Annotated in this window: 17 protein-coding genes; 12 read left to right on the forward strand and 5 right to left on the reverse strand. The window is 52.8% G+C overall.

Features of this window, described 5'->3' with window-relative positions:
- Positions 1-5 precede the first annotated feature (5 nt).
- From KW808_RS14955 to KW808_RS14970, 4 genes are read left to right on the forward strand one after another with little or no spacing between them, the layout of a single operon-like run.
- The gene (locus KW808_RS14955; protein ID WP_003862580.1) at positions 6-644 is read left to right on the forward strand and encodes an HAD family hydrolase; all 639 of its coding nucleotides are present in this window, start codon (positions 6-8) and stop codon (positions 642-644) included.
- A 43-nt stretch (positions 645-687) separates the two neighbouring features.
- Positions 688-1,233, forward strand: a complete 546-nt coding sequence (locus KW808_RS14960; protein WP_003862578.1) for an NADPH-dependent FMN reductase — start codon at positions 688-690, stop codon at positions 1,231-1,233.
- 15 nt (positions 1,234-1,248) lie between these two features.
- On the forward strand, positions 1,249-1,944 hold the full coding sequence (locus tag KW808_RS14965) for a FadR/GntR family transcriptional regulator (protein ID WP_003857756.1): 696 nt from the start codon (positions 1,249-1,251) through the stop codon (positions 1,942-1,944).
- The gene (locus KW808_RS14970) at positions 1,945-2,733 is read left to right on the forward strand and encodes a metallophosphoesterase family protein (protein ID WP_003862575.1); all 789 of its coding nucleotides are present in this window, start codon (positions 1,945-1,947) and stop codon (positions 2,731-2,733) included.
- A gap of 50 nt (positions 2,734-2,783) precedes the next feature.
- Here the strand turns inward: KW808_RS14970 and KW808_RS14975 are convergent, their stop codons facing one another.
- Complete coding sequence (locus KW808_RS14975; protein WP_003857751.1) at positions 2,784-3,890, reverse strand: DUF4238 domain-containing protein; 1,107 nt, start codon at positions 3,888-3,890, stop codon at positions 2,784-2,786.
- Positions 3,891-4,181: 291 nt separating this feature from the next.
- Here KW808_RS14975 and KW808_RS14980 point away from each other — a divergent pair, with 291 nt between their 5' ends.
- From KW808_RS14980 to KW808_RS14990, 3 genes are all read left to right on the forward strand, one after another.
- The gene (locus KW808_RS14980; protein ID WP_003862573.1) at positions 4,182-5,483 is read left to right on the forward strand and encodes an MFS transporter; all 1,302 of its coding nucleotides are present in this window, start codon (positions 4,182-4,184) and stop codon (positions 5,481-5,483) included.
- Positions 5,484-5,517: 34 nt separating this feature from the next.
- Positions 5,518-6,780 carry a quinone-dependent L-lactate dehydrogenase gene (gene lldD, locus KW808_RS14985; protein ID WP_003862571.1) on the forward strand — a complete coding sequence of 421 codons (1,263 nt, stop codon included), beginning with the start codon at positions 5,518-5,520 and terminating at the stop codon, positions 6,778-6,780.
- Positions 6,781-6,889: 109 nt separating this feature from the next.
- On the forward strand, positions 6,890-7,273 hold the full coding sequence (locus tag KW808_RS14990; protein WP_003857743.1) for a PH domain-containing protein: 384 nt from the start codon (positions 6,890-6,892) through the stop codon (positions 7,271-7,273).
- Between the two features lie 55 nt (positions 7,274-7,328).
- Here KW808_RS14990 and KW808_RS14995 read toward each other — a convergent pair whose 3' ends face one another.
- Positions 7,329-8,906 (reverse strand): alanine/glycine:cation symporter family protein, encoded by a 1,578-nt coding sequence (locus KW808_RS14995; protein WP_003857740.1) that lies wholly within the window; start codon positions 8,904-8,906, stop codon positions 7,329-7,331.
- Positions 8,907-9,172: 266 nt separating this feature from the next.
- Here KW808_RS14995 and KW808_RS15000 point away from each other — a divergent pair, with 266 nt between their 5' ends.
- From KW808_RS15000 to KW808_RS15020, 5 genes are all read left to right on the forward strand, one after another.
- A complete protein-coding gene (locus KW808_RS15000; protein WP_003862569.1) occupies positions 9,173-9,901 on the forward strand; it encodes a GntR family transcriptional regulator in 729 nt (242 codons plus the stop codon).
- A gap of 117 nt (positions 9,902-10,018) precedes the next feature.
- On the forward strand, positions 10,019-11,209 hold the full coding sequence (locus KW808_RS15005; RefSeq protein ID WP_003862567.1) for an NAD(P)/FAD-dependent oxidoreductase: 1,191 nt from the start codon (positions 10,019-10,021) through the stop codon (positions 11,207-11,209).
- Positions 11,210-11,223: 14 nt separating this feature from the next.
- Positions 11,224-12,645: a 2-oxoadipate dioxygenase/decarboxylase gene (gene hglS, locus KW808_RS15010; RefSeq protein ID WP_003857735.1), complete on the forward strand. Its 1,422-nt coding sequence runs from the start codon at positions 11,224-11,226 to the stop codon at positions 12,643-12,645.
- Entirely contained in the window at positions 12,638-14,170 is a 1,533-nt protein-coding gene (amaB, locus tag KW808_RS15015) for an L-piperidine-6-carboxylate dehydrogenase (RefSeq protein WP_003862565.1), read from the forward strand. Before hglS ends, amaB begins: the two co-directional genes overlap by 8 nt.
- 36 nt (positions 14,171-14,206) lie before the next feature.
- Positions 14,207-15,331: a Glu/Leu/Phe/Val family dehydrogenase gene (locus KW808_RS15020; protein ID WP_003857732.1), complete on the forward strand. Its 1,125-nt coding sequence runs from the start codon at positions 14,207-14,209 to the stop codon at positions 15,329-15,331.
- Between the two features lie 825 nt (positions 15,332-16,156).
- Here KW808_RS15020 and KW808_RS15025 read toward each other — a convergent pair.
- From KW808_RS15025 to msrA, 3 genes are read right to left on the reverse strand one after another with little or no spacing between them, the layout of a single operon-like run.
- Complete coding sequence (locus KW808_RS15025; protein ID WP_003857727.1) at positions 16,157-16,705, reverse strand: LURP-one-related/scramblase family protein; 549 nt, start codon at positions 16,703-16,705, stop codon at positions 16,157-16,159.
- A 7-nt stretch (positions 16,706-16,712) separates the two neighbouring features.
- A complete protein-coding gene (locus KW808_RS15030) occupies positions 16,713-17,936 on the reverse strand; it encodes an amidohydrolase (RefSeq protein ID WP_003862564.1) in 1,224 nt (407 codons plus the stop codon).
- A gap of 50 nt (positions 17,937-17,986) precedes the next feature.
- The gene (gene msrA, locus KW808_RS15035; protein ID WP_003862562.1) at positions 17,987-18,640 is read right to left on the reverse strand and encodes a peptide-methionine (S)-S-oxide reductase MsrA; all 654 of its coding nucleotides are present in this window, start codon (positions 18,638-18,640) and stop codon (positions 17,987-17,989) included.
- Positions 18,641-18,883 lie beyond the last annotated feature (243 nt).

The raw sequence follows: 18,883 nt of genomic DNA on the forward strand, positions 1-18,883 counted from the left end.
ATCCCATGACGCATGCGATCCTCTTTGACCTCGACGGCACCCTCGTTGATCACGCTTCCGCAGCCAGCGCCGCCCTGCACGCCTGGTCGCCGACCGTGGGCGTCGACACGGATGTTGAGCGCTGGATTGAGCTGGATAAGTGGGGTTTTGCCCGTTTTGAGCGCGGCGAAACCACGCATTTAGGTCAGCGGCGCGACCGCATCAGGGCGTACCTCAACAGAGAGCTTGACGACGCCACCTGCGATGATATTTACTCCGGCTACCTTAAAGCATATGAGCAAAACTGGACTGCCTACCCCGATGCCAAGGGCGTTCTCGATCGCGCGGTAGCCACCGGTGCCCCTGTGGGAATCCTGACCAATGGCGCAGCCCCCATGCAGCAAGACAAGCTTGATCGCACCGGCCTTGGCCTGCCAGAACTCGTCATGTTGGCGGCGTCCACCCTGGATTCCGCAAAGCCTCGCCCCGAAATGTATGCCCGAGCGCTCACCCATTTGGGTGCAACTTCTGCGACGATCATCGGCGACGATTGGACCAACGATGTCGCAGCTCCCCGTGAACTTGGCTGGAATGCTTTCTATCTAGATCGTTCCGGAACCGATCCGCGCGCCGATATCCACTCCCTGGAAGAACTCTTTCACTAGGCTTGTTCCTGTTGGAAACACTCTTTGAAAGGATGGTTGTTTTATGAAAATCGGCGTCATTCTAGGAAGTATCCGCGAGGGTCGGTTCGGTGCAGGTGTTGCCGATTGGGTCATGGAACAAGTCGCAGCATATGCTGCCCCCGATGCGGAGTTTGAACTCCTAGACCTTAAATCTTTCAATGTTCCACTGTTGGAATCCGCCACTGTTCCAGCTGCTGCCAACAAACAATACGACGATCCGCAGGTCACTGCCTGGTCTAAAGCCATCGATGCCTGTGACGCCTTTATTTTCATCACCCCCGAGTACAACCACGGTGTACCCGGCGCGTTCAAAAATGCCTTCGATGTCTTAGGCAATGAGTGGCAAAACAAAGTTGTCGCTTTCGTTTCCTATGGTGCAGCTGAAGGTGTCCGTGCTGTTGAGCAGTGGCGCCAAATTGTCGGAAACTTCAATATTTTTGATATCCGCAGCCAGGTAACTTTTTCCACCTTCACTGAAAATAAAGACGGCGCGTTTAGCCCCAACGAACGCCGCGCCGGTGAATTAGACAGGCTGCTTGACAGCCTCCTAACGGCTGTCCGCGATTAAGGCTCTGAAATACTAATGAGTGTGAAAGCACATGAATCTGTCATGGATTGGGTCACCGAGGAACTCCGCAGCGGTCGCCTAAAAATCGGTGATCATCTCCCCAGCGAACGGGCGCTCTCCGAAACCCTCGGAGTTTCCCGAAGCTCCCTGCGCGAGGCGCTTCGTGTGCTCGAAGCCCTCGGCACCATTTCCACCGCCACCGGATCCGGACCGCGGTCTGGCACCATCATCACCGCTGCCCCTGGCCAGGCGCTTTCCCTCTCCGTGACGCTGCAATTGGTCACCAACCAGGTCGGCCACCACGATATTTATGAAACCCGCCAACTCCTTGAAGGCTGGGCTGCCCTGCATTCCAGCGCCGAACGCGGCGACTGGGACGTGGCAGAAGCGTTGCTGGAAAAGATGGATGACCCCACGCTACCGCTCGAGGATTTTTTGCGTTTCGACGCCGAATTCCACGTCGTTATCTCCAAAGGCGCGGAAAACCCTCTGATCAGTACGCTCATGGAAGCCCTCCGCCTGTCCGTGGCAGATCACACCGTTGCCAGGGCTCTGGCGCTCCCAGATTGGCCGGCGACCTCAGCTCGTCTGCAGAAAGAACACCGTGCAATCCTCGCAGCACTTCGCGCAGGTGAATCCACTATGGCAGCAACCCTGATCAAAGACCACATCGAAGGCTATTACCAAGAAACCGCTGCTGCCGAGGCATAAATGTCCCGCACATTGTGGGCAGTTTCCGACCTCCACGTCACCTTCGCCCAGAACCAAGACACCGTTGACGCCCTCATTCCACGAGACCCCGGCGATTGGTTGATCGTCGCCGGAGATGTGGCAGAGAAAATCCCCGACGTAGTACGCACCCTATCCTCCCTGGTCAAACGCTTTGACACCGTGATTTGGGTGCCCGGCAACCACGAACTCTTCAACCGGAAAACAGACCGCGTCAACGGCAAAGCCCGCTACCGCGCACTAGTCGGACAACTCCGAGCCATCGGCGCAATCACCCCCGAAGACCCCTACCCGGTCTTTGGTGGCGTCACCATCTGCCCACTTTTCACACTTTACGATTACTCTTTCCGCCCTCTTGGCCTCACCGCGAAACAAGCCCTCGCCCAAGCAAAAATAAAGCTAGATGACGAACTAGCCATCGCCCCCTACGTGGATATCCCCGCCTGGTGCGCTGAACGAGTCACCTACACAGAAGACCGACTTAAAGCCACCAAAGGCCCAAAAGTCCTGGTCAACCACTGGCCACTGGTCATTGAACCTACCCACCGACTCTTTGAAAAAGATATCGCGCTGTGGTGTGGAACCACCGCCACCAGGGATTGGGCCGTACGATTCAACGCTCTCATGGCCATTCACGGACACCTGCATATTCCTGCCGAAACCCGCGTTGATGGGGTAAGCCACGTGGAGGTTTCTTTGGGCTATCCCTTTGAGAAACACCCACCTCACATGAAGCGTCCGTGGCCGTTTCCGGTCATGCAGATTAACTGATTCTGTTGCTTTGTGGGGTGTGCATGATTCATACAACCAATCGCAGTAAATCAGAAACTACCAAATGTCAACTGTGGCCCTTTTCCGTTACTTCCCTGCGATTTCTGCATTGCAAAAAAAGCATCGAGCTGTTCGCGTGAGAAATCCTTGAAGCTTTCGACAGCTAAGTCTTTTAGTTCTGTAATTCTTCGAGTTGCCTCGCCCCAATCACTGGCTGTAATCCAATTTTCAATGGGGCGCGAAATCATGCTTAAATCTCTCAGGGAATTCATGTCCGAGGGATGCCCGAAGATTTTTTTGCGAGCATTTAATGCGACAAGGACATTAATCTCCTCAGCCAGCTCTTGCTTTCCCGTCATCCACTGAATCGAATACAAGCGTTTCTCCAGGCTTTCTGTTTCGGTCTCATCAGATTCGCGTTCCAAAATTAGAGCTAAAGATCTACTCATCGGAAATATTATTTGTTGTGCAACCGCTATCCCAGGAGCAAGTACCGAATTTGAGGTTCGTTGAAAGTCAGAAATTATGACGGGGCGATCCCCGGAAATTAAGGTTGGTCTCCCAAAGTCAAGAACGACCCATTTGCGGGTGAGCAGTATCGACTGCTTAGTGTCCTTAGTCAGTTGTTTGAACTGTGAAAAACTGCTTTCTACAGTGCTGTAGAATCCTGGACCTTCATCACATGTATATCGTTTCCAAATTGATTCCCATTCTTCATCTTCGACGGGGCCCTCGAAGCTAATCTCATGAAAGAGCCGTACATCTTTTTCAGAGCTGTTTCGAGCCATATCCCGTAATGCAAGATTCTTGAAGCTTCTTGAGGCGCTTCGAAAGTCATCCCCCCGAGCCCATTGCGCAAGTAAAAACTCGGCAATACTTGACTTTTCTTCTAGATCTATTCGCCGATTATTCCTCAGAGAACGTAGCGCATTAGACGCAATCGCTTCAACGTTTGCCAAGTGATCCTCAAATTCGAGAGCATTCTCAGCATTATCATCGGTTTTTCTGTAGAAATCATTCACAACAAATGCATTTGTCTTTGACACGAGATACGCTTTACCAGCAAGCTCTTGCATTTGAAGCTTCCCTTTTTCGGAGAAGGCATCAAGATAAAACTGGGGAATTAAATGATGTCTTTTAGCTGGCTTATTAGACATTTAAAACTGCCTCACATTTGAAATACCATTTTAAAGACGAGTCTTGATCATACATTATTCGAAATTATATTCGTACCTTCCCCCCCAAGGCCGAGCGTCTCAGATACGTCACCCAGCCCCACACCCCAGGAGACACGTTAAGGCGAGGGCAACACAATCCACCCCCTGTTTGCTACACCCCATTGACAATCAAAGGTGACATGCCTTACATTCTTGTGGTCTGACCATGAGGTTGGGCCAATCGGTTTCAGCCCGTTTACTCCCGCCGTCCGTTTCAGAGAAGAGGTCACCATGACAACCGCAGTAGATCAAAACTCACCGCCCAAGCAGCAACTCAACAAGCGCGTCCTGCTGGGCAGCTTGAGTGGCAGCGTTATCGAATGGTTCGACTTCCTGGTTTACGGAACCGTCGCCGCGCTGGTCTTCAACAAGATGTACTTCCCCAGTGACAACGAGTTCCTCTCCACAATCCTGGCGTACGCTTCCTTCTCCCTGACCTTCTTCTTCCGTCCCGTTGGCGGCGTCATCTTCGCCCACATCGGTGACCGCATTGGTCGTAAGAAGACCCTGTTCATCACTTTGATGCTCATGGGTGGCGGTACCGTCGCCATTGGTTTGCTCCCCGACTACAACTCTATCGGCATTTGGGCACCAATCCTCCTGATGTTCCTCCGCATCCTGCAGGGCATCGGCATCGGTGGCGAATGGGGTGGCGCACTGCTGCTCGCGTACGAATACGCACCAAAGAAGCAGCGCGGACTCTACGGCGCAGTTCCACAAATGGGCATCTCCCTGGGCATGCTCCTTGCTGCCGGCGTAATCTCCCTGCTCACCCTCATGCCGGAAGATCAGTTCCTCACCTGGGGCTGGCGTATCCCATTCGTTGGATCTATCCTCCTGGTGTTCATCGGCTTGTTCATCCGAAACGGCCTTGATGAGACCCCAGAATTCAAGCGCATCCGCGATTCCGGCCAGCAGGTAAAGATGCCACTGAAGGAAGTCCTGACCAAGTACTGGCCAGCCGTGTTGGTTTCCATCGGAGCAAAAGCTGCAGAGACCGGCCCGTTCTACATCTTCGGTACCTACATCGTTGCTTACGCAACCAACTTCCTGAACATCCGCGATAACATTGTTCTTCTGGCAGTTGCTTGTGCAGCCCTTGTTGCCACCATCTGGATGCCACTGTTCGGATCCTTCTCCGACCGTGTCAACCGAGCAGCCCTCTACAGGATCTGTGCATCTGCAACCATCGTGTTTATCGTCCCTTACTACTTGATCCTTAACACCGGCGAAATTTGGGCACTATTTATCACCACCGTGATTGGCTTCGGCATCCTCTGGGGTAGCGTCAACGCAATCCTCGGAACCGTCATCGCAGAAAACTTCGCACCTGAGGTCCGCTACACCGGCGCTACCCTGGGTTACCAAGTCGGAGCAGCACTCTTCGGCGGTACCGCACCCATCATCGCAGCATGGCTGTTCGAAATCTCCGGCAGACAATGGTGGCCAATCGCCGTCTACGTCGTCGCATGTTGCCTCCTATCTGTGATCGCCTCGTTCTTCATCCAACGCGTCGCACACCAAGAGAACTAAAATCTAAGTAAAACCCCTCCGAAAGGAACCACCCATGGTGAAACGTCAACTGCCCAACCCCGCAGAACTACTCGAACTCATGAAGTTCAAAAAGCCAGAGATCAACGGCAAGAAACGACGCCTAGACTCCGCGCTCACCATCTACGACCTGCGCAAAATTGCTAAACGACGCACCCCAGCCGCCGCATTCGACTACACCGACGGAGCAGCCGAGGCCGAACTGTCAATCAAACGCGCACGTGAAGCATTCGAAAACATCGAATTCCACCCAGATATCCTCAAGCCTGCAGAGCACGTAGACACCACCACCCAAATCCTGGGCGGAACCTCCTCCATGCCTTTCGGCATCGCACCAACCGGCTTCACCCGCCTCATGCAGACCGAAGGCGAAATCGCAGGTGCCGGAGCTGCAGGCGCCGCAGGTATTCCTTTCACCCTGTCCACCTTGGGCACCACCTCTATTGAAGACGTCAAGGCCACCAACCCCAACGGCCGAAACTGGTTCCAGCTTTACGTCATGCGTGACCGCGAAATCTCCTACGGACTCGTCGAACGCGCAGCCAAAGCGGGCTTCGACACCCTCATGTTCACCGTGGACACCCCAATCGCTGGCTACCGTATCCGCGATTCCCGCAACGGATTCTCCATCCCACCACAGCTGACCCCATCCACCGTGCTCAACGCAATTCCACGCCCATGGTGGTGGATCGACTTCCTCACCACGCCAACCTTGGAATTCGCATCCCTTTCCTCCACTGGAGGCACCGTAGGAGACCTCCTCAACTCCGCAATGGACCCCACCATTTCTTACGAAGACCTCAAGGTCATCCGTGAAATGTGGCCAGGAAAACTCGTAGTCAAGGGCGTCCAAAACGTAGCAGACTCCGTCAAACTTCTCGACCAAGGCGTCGACGGCCTCATTCTCTCCAACCACGGTGGCCGTCAGCTCGACCGCGCACCCGTCCCATTCCACCTCCTGCCACAGGTACGCAAGGAAGTTGGATCTGAACCAACCATCATGATCGACACCGGCATCATGAACGGTGCCGACATCGTCGCAGCCGTAGCCATGGGCGCCGATTTCACTCTCATCGGTCGTGCCTACCTCTACGGACTCATGGCCGGAGGCCGCGAAGGTGTCGATCGCACCATCGCCATCCTGCGCAGCGAAATCAACCGCACCATGGCACTTCTCGGTGTTTCTTCCCTCGAAGAACTCGAACCACGCCACGTCACCCAACTGGCCAAGATGGTTCCAGTTTCTGACAACGTGAAGAACCTCAGCGACCTCGTCTAATACCTGTTGCATCTGCTACTTGTGGCCAATTGAATTCTCTCCAATTGGCCACAAGTAGCATCACTATTTTAAAAGCCCCTCGAAGAATCTACTTACAGGAAAGAGCACCATGAGTAACGAAGTAGGCGCCATTACCAGCTGGACTTTTGTACAAGAAGTGCCAATTCCAAACGATCTGGAGACAATCCTGATCCCTGGTGAACGCCCCATCACCGCATATAAAACATTTCGTGACTCTGCCATTTTTACGGATCGGCGCCTTATCGTGCGGGATGCCCAAGGAATCCGGGGCAAAAAAGTCGAGATGTATTCCCTCCCTTATTCTTCAATCAACATGTGGTCTTCAGAAAATTCAGGAACTCTGGACTTTAACTCCGAGCTCGAGCTTTGGACTAAAGCGGGGCACATCAAAATTAAACTAGGCAGAAATGCCGATATTCGACGCCTTGACCTACTAATTGCACATGCAGTTTTTGGCACTTTAGGCGGTTAGACAAAAAGGAGTGGGGCACCAATTAGTGACTAATTGGTGGCCCCTTTTTTGAATTCTATTGAGTTCGATCAGACGCTAACTCTGATTTTTCAGAAGGCTCCTGGCCCTTCTCTTGGATCTCCTCTTGGATCCCTAATTTTTTTGACATCGGTTCACCCAACATCGTGGAACGCTCTGCTTCAGGGACAAGTGCCACTCGCCCAGCCGCGACATCATCTCGGTATCCCTGGATTTCTTGCTTAAGCTTCTTACCCAACAGGTAGATTCCAAGTAGATTTGGCACTGTAACAAGGAAGAACATTGCATCAGAGAATCTCACCACCACGTCCAGAGAAACAGATGCTCCGACGATAATCATTGCAAGGTAGACGACATCGTAGATGCGCTCAGCAACGCGGCTCTGCTTGAACACATATCCTGCGGCTTTCTTGCCGTAGTAGGAGTAGCTCAAAATGGTGGAGAACGCGAAGAGAATGATGCAAATCGTCAACAGAATAGGGAATGCTGAGTGAACTGTTGCGAAGGCATCAGTGGTGAGGTTGATTCCGTCAGATGTCGAGCCACCATAAGCGCCGGTCACGATGATTGCCAAGGCAGTCATGGTGCAGACAATGACGGAGTCTAGGAATGGTTCCCATGCTGCAACAAGGCCTTCTTCTGCTGGACGGCGGTTCTTAGTCACCGCGTGAGCCATTCCTGCAGTACCAACGCCCGCAACATTTGAGAACAGTGCACGCTGGATACCAATGACCGCGACGCCTAAGATTCCGCCCTGAATACCAGCACCGGTTAGTCCACCTTCAAGAATTAACTTGATTGCTTCTGGGATGTTCTGGAAGTTCACAATCAAAATGATGATCACGGAACCGCCATACAAAACAGTCATGATTGGGACTAGTCGGCTGGTGGTACGCGCGATTGACTTAATGCCTCCGACAATCACGAGGCTTGCAACAACGGCAATTGCGACACCAATCATCCACTCATTTCCTACAAGGAAAGAGTCTCCTCCTCCAATGGTTTCAGAAAGGTGCGCTGCCATTTGGTTTGCCTGGAAGAGGTTTCCGGCACCCATAACTGCGATCATCAGGCAAAATGCGTAAATGAAGGCCATGGTCTTTCCAAGCTTCGGCTTTCCAATGGATGCCAGGCCATCGCGCAGGTAGTACATTGGCCCGCCCGAGACTGTTCCATCAGCATGTACCTTGCGGAACATTTGGGCTAATGTAGCCTCGGCCATTTTCACAGCCATACCTAAAACGCCGGCGATAATAATCCACAACGTTGCACCAGGCCCACCAACTGAGATCGCTACAGCTACACCAGCGATATTTCCAAGTCCGACAGTTCCGGATAGTTCTGTCGCCAGAGCTTGGAAACTTGTCACCTCTCCTGGATCTTTATGCCTACTGAGATGTCCGCGGATGACGCGAAATGTTTGCATTGCATCTTTAATTGGTCGCACTCGGAGGAAGAGAGTGAGAAATATGCTGCCGGCGAAAAGCCAAATCACAAGGATTGGTACATCGGCCCCAAACAAGGGGATAGAAAAGAAGACAGCCGTTTCCAAAAAGTTTACAAACGGCTCGAACACGCTTTGAATGGCGTCGTTTACTGCGCTTCCAGAGCTCATTATTTTCTCCGTTCACCTATGGGTGATCTACATATCCAGACAGTTTTCGAAACTGTCCAGGAGTGTCAGGGGCTACCAAGGCCCACAAGGGAATACCGGGAACTACCAGAGACTGTGCCAACGTAATTTGAGTCTCAACACAATCCGTAGTGTGAGATCCACCATACATTGAGTTATCGATAACCAATAGTCGTTTGCGGAAATTTCTCAAACATTTTCACCTGCGTATACTATTCAACAACTAACAATCTTCCCAAGGAGTCCTCATGTCCAATGAAAATTGGCCAGATCATGTAGATACCCAAAGGTTTTCACGATTAACACTTAAATCGTCCACAGAGGAGCTTTTACGCAATTACCTCCTTGACGGCGACATGAAACCTGGTGAAATCTACTCCGCCAACGCCTTGGCTAAAAAACTTGGCACCTCAAATAGTCCAGTGCGCGAGGCCATGACTTCACTAGTACATAGAGGCCTACTTGAGCTTGTGCCCAATCGAGGATTTCGGGTCATCGAATTAACAGAACAGGATCATCGCGAGATCTACATTCTGCGATCAATTGTTGAAGTACAGGCAGTTCGAGAACTTGCCCGACGCGGCATTACAGCAGATCAAGGCAGTGAATTACACCGGCTCGCAGCCCAAACCCTCACTATTATTACTGCAAAAAATCCCCCCGACCTCACTAAGTACCTCGAGGCGGATGACGCATTTCATGGCTACCTGATCACGCTTTTAGACAATCGACGCCTCCAAGACATTGTCCTTAACCTTCGCGACCAGTCTCGAATTAATGGTGCTTATCGACGCCTCCCAGAACAAGGTTTGCTCATTCCTAGCGCGCAAGAGCATATTGAACTTGCTACTGCCATCGTCTCCCAGGAGCCTGAAAATGCCGCGCGCGTCATGCTCCAACATCTTGAATATGCGCGCCCAAAATCCCTCAGCCCCGAGATTGAACCCGCGCTCCACATGGACTACCCAACAGCTTAACGTGCACGAATAGTGTTGTAGATAAAATCTTTTTAAAAAAGTGGTGCAAACCACTTTCTTTTCTTGTACGGTTATCGATAAGCGGTAATCAAGTAGAGAATTGAAAGGAGTTTCACCATGGCTAAGATCACTGTTCCACTCGAACTAACCGAAGCGCAGGAGCAACCCACAACGGCTGAAGTCGTCATTATCGGCGGAGGCGTAATGGGCATGAGTATCGCTTGGCACCTCGCCGAGCGGGGTATCACGGATATCGTCGTTGTAGAACAAGCAGAGTTCGGCAGCGGATCGTCTGCAAAACCACTTGGAGGCGTTCGAGCTAACTTCTCAGATCCGCTCAATATCGCTTTGGGACGCAGGTCTTTGGAAGAGTTCGCAAACTTCCGCGAGAAGTTTGGCGTGGATATCATGCTCAACCGCGTCGGCTACCTTTTCTTGGGTCGCAACGAGCAAGAAAAGCAGAACCTTGAAATTAGTGTGCATGAACAGCGCAAACAAGGTGTTAACTCCCAAATGATCAGCGCTCAAGACGCTGCGAAACTCAATCCTTTCCTTGACCCAAAGAGCATCACCGCAGCGAGCTTCTCGCCAGATGATGGCTGGGCTGCCCCCAGCAAAGTCGTCGAAGGTTATGCCAACGGAGCAAAGGCACTGGGAGCAACACTGCTCAACCGCACCCAGGTGTTGGACATCCAGCGCACTGGGACTGTCATTCATTCTGTAACAACCAACCGTGGTGAGATCAAGACCAATTCCATCATTTGCGCGGCGGGTGCCTGGAGTGCAGAAATCGGGCGTCTAGCTGGAGTTCCACTTCCAATTGAAGCGGTTCGCCGCATGATTGGCATTACCCCACAGCAGGCAAAGCCATTTCCACGAATCCCCTTCACCTTGGATCTGTCCACCACGTTGTATTTCCATAACTACCAAAATGCCCTACTACTTGGCATCTCCCATTTGGAAAAGACTGGATTCTGCCGCGAGTACTCCTACGAGTGGCTCAAAGAATTCAATGCTGCAGCTTCTGTCTTCGCCCCCGGCCTGGAGAATCCAGAGCTGGCTGAGGGCTGGGCAGGTTATTACGAAAACACCCCAGATAAGAACGCCATTATTGGTCAGTCAGAAGAACTCCCTGGATTCTTCTACGCAGCAGGCTTCTCCGGCCATGGCTTCTTGCAATCCCCAGCTGTTGGCGAGATCGTCGCGGATCTTTATCAGGGCAAGGAATCTTTCGTCGATGCAAGCCAATTCACCGCGGAACGTTTCCGCACCGGTGGCTCATTGGTGTCCGAAGTAAACATTATTTAAGGAGAACAGTTCTAGTGTCTTTCAAGAAAACATGGCAACTACGGGCAGAGTTTGCTCGCAGGCTTTCAGAAATGTACGGCATGGAAGTTCCTGCGTACAACACTCTTGTGGATGTATCGGAGCGGGTTAACCGCGATTTCCTGGAGAAGGAAGGCGGGGATGCTGAAAGGCTTGGTTCGATTCAGCGTGTGACTGCAGAACGCCACGGCGCGATTCGTGTGGGTTCACCAAAGGAGATGTCGCAGGTAGCTACCGTCTTTGAAGCCTTTGGTATGTACCCGGTGGGTTTTTATGATCTCCGCGACGCTTCTGCTTCTTCGGTTCCTGTCGTTTCAACCGCGTTCCGTCCTGTTGACGCTGAAGAACTAGCGCTCAATCCTTTCCGAGTTTTCACCTCCATGCTCGCGGCTGATGATCCACGGTTTTTCAACGCGGAACAGCAGCGCAAGCTCCAAGAATTCATCAATGCCCGAACCCTGTTCCCGCAGGAGCTGCTCAGCCTTGCTGAAAAGGCTACTGAGCAGGAAGGACTCGATGGGGCAGAGGCTTCAACACTGCTCGATCTAGCCACTGCTTCTTTTGAACTTTCCAGTGAGCCGGTTGATCACGCGTGGTACCGCGAGCTTGAGTCGGTTTCCGCTGTTGCGGCAGATATTGGCGGAGTTCCAAGCACTCACATCAATCACTTAACTCCGCGTGTGCTTGATATTGAAGATCTTTATGCACGCATGGAGAGCCTCGGAATCGCCATGATTGATGAGGTCCAAGGCCCTCCATCGTGGCAAGGTCCCGATGTTCTGCTTCGCCAGACGTCTTTCAGGGCGCTTTCGGAGGAACGCATCTTTAAGTTTGAGGATGGAAGCGTCGGCCCTGGCGCGCTGCGGGTGCGTTTTGGCGAAGTCGAACAGCGTGGAATCGCGCTGACGCCTCGAGGTCGGGAGCTGTACGACCGGATGGTGGTTGACGTCGATAAGCAATTGCAGGAAACCGGTGGCGTCCGCACCGACGTTGCGCGCCAGGTGTGGCAGGACAATTTGCCGGATACCGAAGCCGGCTTGCTGGCCGAAGGCCTTGCGTATTTTGAGTTTGATTTGGCGCCCGGGCAGGCGCCCACGGTTCCGGCCGAAGTCAGCTTAAAAGCATTGCTTGACGACGCGACCGTGCAGGCGAGCCCCATCGTCTACGAGGACTTTTTGCCTCGGTCGGCAGCAGGAATTTTCCAATCGAATCTCACTGGCGAAGGCACGAAAGACGCTGCACAGAAAGGCACAGAATATGACCTAGAAACACTGTCCAAGATCATCGGCCGAGACATCGCAGACCCATTCCACCTCTACCAAGCTCAGGTCGATGCGTCGATCGCGCGCCTAGCTGAAAAACTCAATACCACCATCATCAATGACACCTTTCTGAAGGAGAACTCCGATCATGTCTAACACCGCGCTTGCCACCAAGACTTCCCTTTACAACGATGTTTCCGCTGCTCTCCAAGCTATTGGTGTTGATCCTTCAACGCTTGACGGTGAGATCAAGACCCGCTCCCCTCTGACTGGTGAAACCCTTCTTTTTCTGCCTAAGCACACCGCAGAAGATGTGGAAGCAGCCATTGATCGAGCTGACGAGGCATTCCGCACCTGGCGCGACGTTCCTGCACCCGTGCGCGGCACAGTAGTAAAGCGTTGGGGTGAGCTGCTCACCGAGCACAAGCGTGACCTGGCAATTCTTGTTCAAGCCGAGGCTGGAAAATCAATTTCTGAGGCGGAAGGCGAAGTCCAAGAAATGATCGACATCTGCGATTTCGCCGTCGGACAGTCCCGCATGCTATACGGCCAAACCATGCCTTCCGAGCGCCCAGGACACCGCCTCATGGAAACCTGGCACCCACTTGGCGTGGTCGGAGTTATCTCAGCGTTCAACTTCCCTGTCGCTGTATACTCCTGGAACACTGCGCTTGCCCTGATCTGTGGCGATTCCGTGGTGTGGAAGCCATCCGAGATGGTCGCACTCAGCGCACTTGGCGCACACACTCTCCTTGCCCGCGCCATTGAAGAGCAGGATGCACCAGCAGAAATCATCCAGCTCGTACTCACTGACCGTTACGCAGCAGAAAAGCTTCTCGACGACCCCCGCGTCCCACTGATCTCCGCCACCGGCTCCACCCGCATGGGCCGTGAAGTAGGTCCTCGTGTTGCTGCCCGATTCGGCAAAACCATCCTGGAGCTGGGCGGAAACAACGCAGCCATAGTCACCCCAGATGCAGATCTTGACCTGGCACTTCGCGGAATTGTCTTCGCGGCTGCCGGAACCGCTGGTCAGCGCTGCACCACCATGCGCCGCGTTATCGTCCACGAGTCCATTGCAGAAGAGCTCACCGAAAAACTCGTTTCCGCATACCAAACCCTGACCATCGGCGATCCTCGCGACGAGCAGATCCTCGTTGGACCACTGATCAATGAATCCGGATTCCAGGGTATGCAGGATGCACTCAAGGCTGCAACCGAACAGGGCGGAACGGTTATCACCGGTGGCAACCGAGTCCTCGAAGATGAATTCCCAGAGGCCTACTACGTTGAGCCTGCAATCGTAACCATGCCAGCACAAACAGACATTGTGCGCGATGAAACCTTCGCACCAATTCTCTACGTGCTGACCTACTCCACTTTGGAAGAAGCAATCGCACTCCAAAACGATGTTCCACAGGGCCTTTCTTCTGCAATCTTCACCGAAAACCAGCGCGAAGCAGAGCTCTTCGTCTCCGCTTCCGGCTCCGACTGTGGCATTGCCAACGTCAACATCGGTACCTCCGGCGCAGAAATCGGCGGCGCATTCGGTGGCGAAAAGGAAACCGGTGGCGGACGCGAATCCGGCTCCGACTCCTGGAAGTCCTACATGCGACGCGCCACCAACACCGTCAACTACTCCGGCGAACTGCCACTCGCCCAAGGCGTTAAATTCCTCTAACCCCCTCTTTAAGGACAGAAAGGTTTCAACCAAGACATGTTCGAGCTAATCGACGACTGGGGTCCCGAAAAGATCGTCATCGTCAGCGATCAAAAAACCGGGATGCGTGGCGTACTTGTCATCGACAACACCGCCCGCGGCATGGGCAAGGGTGGCACGCGCATGCAGCCCACCGTTTCAGTCGCAGAAATAGCCAGGTTGGCTCGCGTCATGACCTGGAAATGGGCTGGTGTAGACCTCTTTTATGGTGGTGCAAAAGCCGGAATCCAAGCAGACCCCACCTCCCCAGATAAAGAAGCAATCCTTCGGTCATTCGTCAGAAAACTCTCCAACGAAGTACCTAAAGAATATGTCTTCGGCCTGGACATGGGGCTGACTGAAAATGACGCCGCCATCATCGTCGACGAGCTCGGCTGGGGCACCAGTATGGGAACACCCTACGAGCTCGGTGGAGTGCCCTACGACAAGCTTGGTATCACCGGCTTTGGTGTTGCAGAAGTGGTGGATCAAGTAGCACAAATGCAAAAACTCAAAGGTGCATCGGTAGCAGTCCAAGGCTTCGGTGCCGTTGGACATGCCACAGCTTCCCGCCTGGCAGAACTTGGCTATCCTGTTGTGGCTATCTCCACAGCAAAGGGAGCAATCGCAGACCCCAACGGGCTCAACATCCCCGAGCTCATGGAACTACGCGATCAGGTGGGTGACTCACTTGTGGACCACTACCCAGCACTTCGCATCAACCCAGGTGACGAACTTTTCACCGAAGCCGAAATCCTCGTACCGGCAGCGCTCCAGGACGTCATCGATGAAGACGCAGCCAATCGACTACAAGCACAACTCGTCGTCGAAGGAGCAAACCTTCCCACTAATGAAGCCGCACAAAAAGTCCTAAGTAACCGTGGCATCACTGTGGTTCCAGACTTTGTCGCCAACGCCGGAGGAGTAGTCGCCGCAGCATTCGCCATGGATAACCGCATGTCTGCATTCCGTGCAGAGACTGCCAACATCTTCACGAGCGTTTCCGACAAACTCCGATCCAATGCCGAAACTGTCCTGAATTTCACCTCTGAATCTGACCTGACCAGCCACGAAGCGGCAAGGCAACTTTCACAGGAACGAGTTCTTGCAGCTATGCGCGCCAGAGGTATGGTTCGCCGATAACACACACCGGCACATTCCAGGTTGCAGTTTGTGGCGCAATCCGCTCTGCAGCTGCGGAGATCTAAAGACTCTCACTACTGATGAAAGGTGCCCATCCATTTGGATGGGTACCTTTGCCTACCACAAATAATGGAACCACTGACCACCGAAAATGATCTATAGGCTAGATGGAAAGCTGCCGATTTAGAACTGATTCCCAAGTTAGCCAATCCACTCTGAAGCTGCTGTCGGCGGGACTCTCACTATTTCTCAAAAAACAAGGGCACATCTACAAGAGCTAGCCCCAATTTCATTACTCACCAAGCGGGGTTGCATCACTTCTACTGATGTAAAAGTACAGAAAAAGCAAGTCCTTAACTTGTTTGGGAAGCTACCTTCGACGATCCTTCAACAATAAGTTTTGCCGCTCGTCGAAGTAACGGTGACGAAGACGCCACAGTCTTGCAACACTCATGGGCTGCATGCGTCAGAACGGTCGCCAAGGCTCTAGATGCTGCAGAGTTCTCTCATGACGCGCTGCTGAATCCAGCTAAGACCCTTTCTAATAGGGTGCGCGAGCCTCAATCAATTGCAGAGTTTCAGGACATGTTCGCGGTGGTCGGCGTTAAACTTGTTTACATCGATTCATTCCCCGGAGGCAAGCTCGACGGTTGTGCCATGGTGGTTGACGGACATCCTGTAATCGGACTCTCAGGACGAGGGAAACGACTTGATAAGGTATTTTTCACCCTTCTCCATGAAATAGCCCCTATTCTCTTAGTCCACCTTGTCATTTAATCGGGGCGCCTAATAGTGTTCACTCTCTAGACATGAAACGGGGGTGGCTTAATTACGTTCCTTCTCCCGGATCAGATCTAGCGCGACCATGCCTCCAATGATGACTTTTCTGATTTCATCAGGGGCTTCTTCATCGAAAATAAGGGCGTAGGTGCTTCGGCCTAGGTATCCTTTGCCAGCGCCGGACCATTTTCGGGAAACCCGCGCTGGAATTCGGTCGCCCATGCGAAACTCAAAGTCGAACCCAAGGAAGTTACCGTGCATTTCAATAACGCGGTCACCTGGTAGTTCGATGTCCATCCGCTTGTTGAAGAAGGTGAAACGCTTCCGCACATGAGCAATGGGATTGCCATTTGGATCATCAATTTCATAGGTGTCGCGAACAAAGTTCATGGGATCGCGAACCTGCATCAATGGGGTGCCGAAGGCATCTTCCAGTGTGAATCTGCGGTCGCCCTTGACCAGCCGAGAGCCCAACGACCCTTCAGTTTTGATTCTGATAACAACTTCGCCGTCTGGGTTGTAAATCTCAAAGTTGTTAGACAGGAAGGAAGAGGTCTGCTGGACAATCAACGTGTCTGAAAGAAAAGGATTCATTAGCCAATTATTTCACTAGCCACGCAGAAGCAGCTACAACCAGCGCTTCCACACCACGATCAAGAGTTGGCTGTATATCTGGCGCGAACGCTGGGGAGTGATTTCCCGGCGCGTTTTGGTGATCCGCAAATCCACCCAATCCCCAGTAAGAATAAGGAATTCCAAACGCATCGGGGATGATCGAGAAGTCTTCCGAGGCTGGCACCTGCGCTAAATCGACAGAATTCTCTCCGAAAAACTCATCAAATGCCGCCCGAACATGAGCAGTCACCGACTCATCATTACTGGTTAATGGGTATTGGTCGTAGTACTTAAACTCTGGCGGCTCCGGGCACCGTGCAGCCGCACATTCACTGCGCACAATCCGCTCGATCGCCTCATGCAAATGCGCCGCCACATCCTTCGAAAATGCACGAGTATTCAATTGCAACACCGCAGAATCGGGAATGATGTTGGATTTTGTGCCCGCATGAAAACTACCCACGGTCAGCACTGCAGTCTCACTAGCTGCGATTTCCCGAGAAATCACCGACTGCAGGCGCGTCACGATCGCCGAGCCCAACACAATCGGATCCACACCCAAATTGGGCATTGAACCATGCGAACCCTTGCCATGCAGCGTAATTTCAATCGACGCCGCCTCCGACATCACCGCCCCAACCCGGGTGCCCACCGCCCCACCGGGCAAGGAGCCCAGCACATGCTGGCCTAGATAAACATCCGGCGCAGAAAGCTTTTCGACGATTCCCTCCTCCACCATCATCCTCGCACCAGCTGCCGTCTCTTCCGCTGGCTGGAAAACGGCCATCAACGTTCCGTTCCACAATTCCCGATGAGAATTAAACGCCTGCACCGCACCCAACAGTGAAGAAATGTGCACATCATGACCGCATGTATGCGCCACCGGAGTTTCTTGACCTGTGTTGTTATCCACCTGCGTCGCTCCGATTGCTGCATATTCTTTGCCGGATCGCTCCGCCATGGGCAGCGCATCAATATCGCCACGAAGCGCAACAACCGGCCCATCCCCATTGCTGATCACCGCAACAACACCGGTGTCACCAATGCGCTGGATGGATTCCACACCATAGGATTCCAGTTCGGAAATAATCCGTTTGGATGTCTCGAACTCTTGCAAAGACAACTCCGGGTGCTGATGGAAGAACTTGTACAGCTCTTCGCGGTAGCTGCGCGTGCTGTCCAGGTCGGAAAGGATCGCGGAGATAGTCATGCCCCAAGCGTAATCCGAGGTGGAGGGAGGCGTCGAAAAGCAAAAATCTTTTAAGCTTCTATCCCGCACGGAATGCCCGTGGAATGGTGAGGGCAGTAGCCGTCAGGATTCTTGTCCAGGTATTGCTGGTGGTAATCCTCGGCGAGGAAGTACTCAGACGGGCTGATGACACCGATTTCCGTGGTGATTTCACCGAAACCGTGCTGTTTCAGCGTCTCACCATAGGCATCGACCACGGCTTTTACGCGCGCAGCGTCCTCTTCGTTCTCGGTGTAATAAGCAGAGCGGTACTGAGTTCCCACATCGTTACCCTGGCGGAAACCCTGAGTCGGATCGTGTGCTTCCAGACCGCGGGCAACAAGCTGCTCGAGGGAGATCTTCGAAGGATCGTAAACAACCTCCACGATTTCAGTGTGGCCGGTGCGCCCAGAACACACCTCGCGATAAGTGGGATTAGGGGTGAAACCGCCGGCGTAACCAACCGAAGTTCCCTCAACGCCATCCATCTGCCAATACATTTGCTCCACACCCCAGAAACAACCAAGGCCAATCCAAATTCGCTGCTGGCCTTCTTTCCACGGACCAGTCACAGGAGTTCCCAACACAGTGTGCGGCGCAGGATTTTCTAAAACAGGATGCCTGCCACCTTTAAGCGCCTCATCAGCGGTAACCATCACGGGTTCGGGTGCGAAAAACCATGCCATAACAGGAATGTTCCTTTCGAAAATTGAGGAAGCCTTAAGCCCTACAACCCTACTTAGCTGCCAATTATTCCGGGCTTGTGACCAGCTACCCAATAAATAGGTGGGCTGAAAAATTTCGTTGCAATATCAACAAAAAGGCCTATCATTGGGAAGTGTCGCACCAAGTACTTTTGCGAAGCGCCATCTGACGGATTTTCAAAAGATGTATATGCTCGGTGCGGAAACCTACGAAAGGATTTTTTA

It is taken from the genome of [Brevibacterium] flavum (assembly GCF_019317305.1).
GTDB lineage: Bacteria > Actinomycetota > Actinomycetes > Mycobacteriales > Mycobacteriaceae > Corynebacterium > Corynebacterium glutamicum.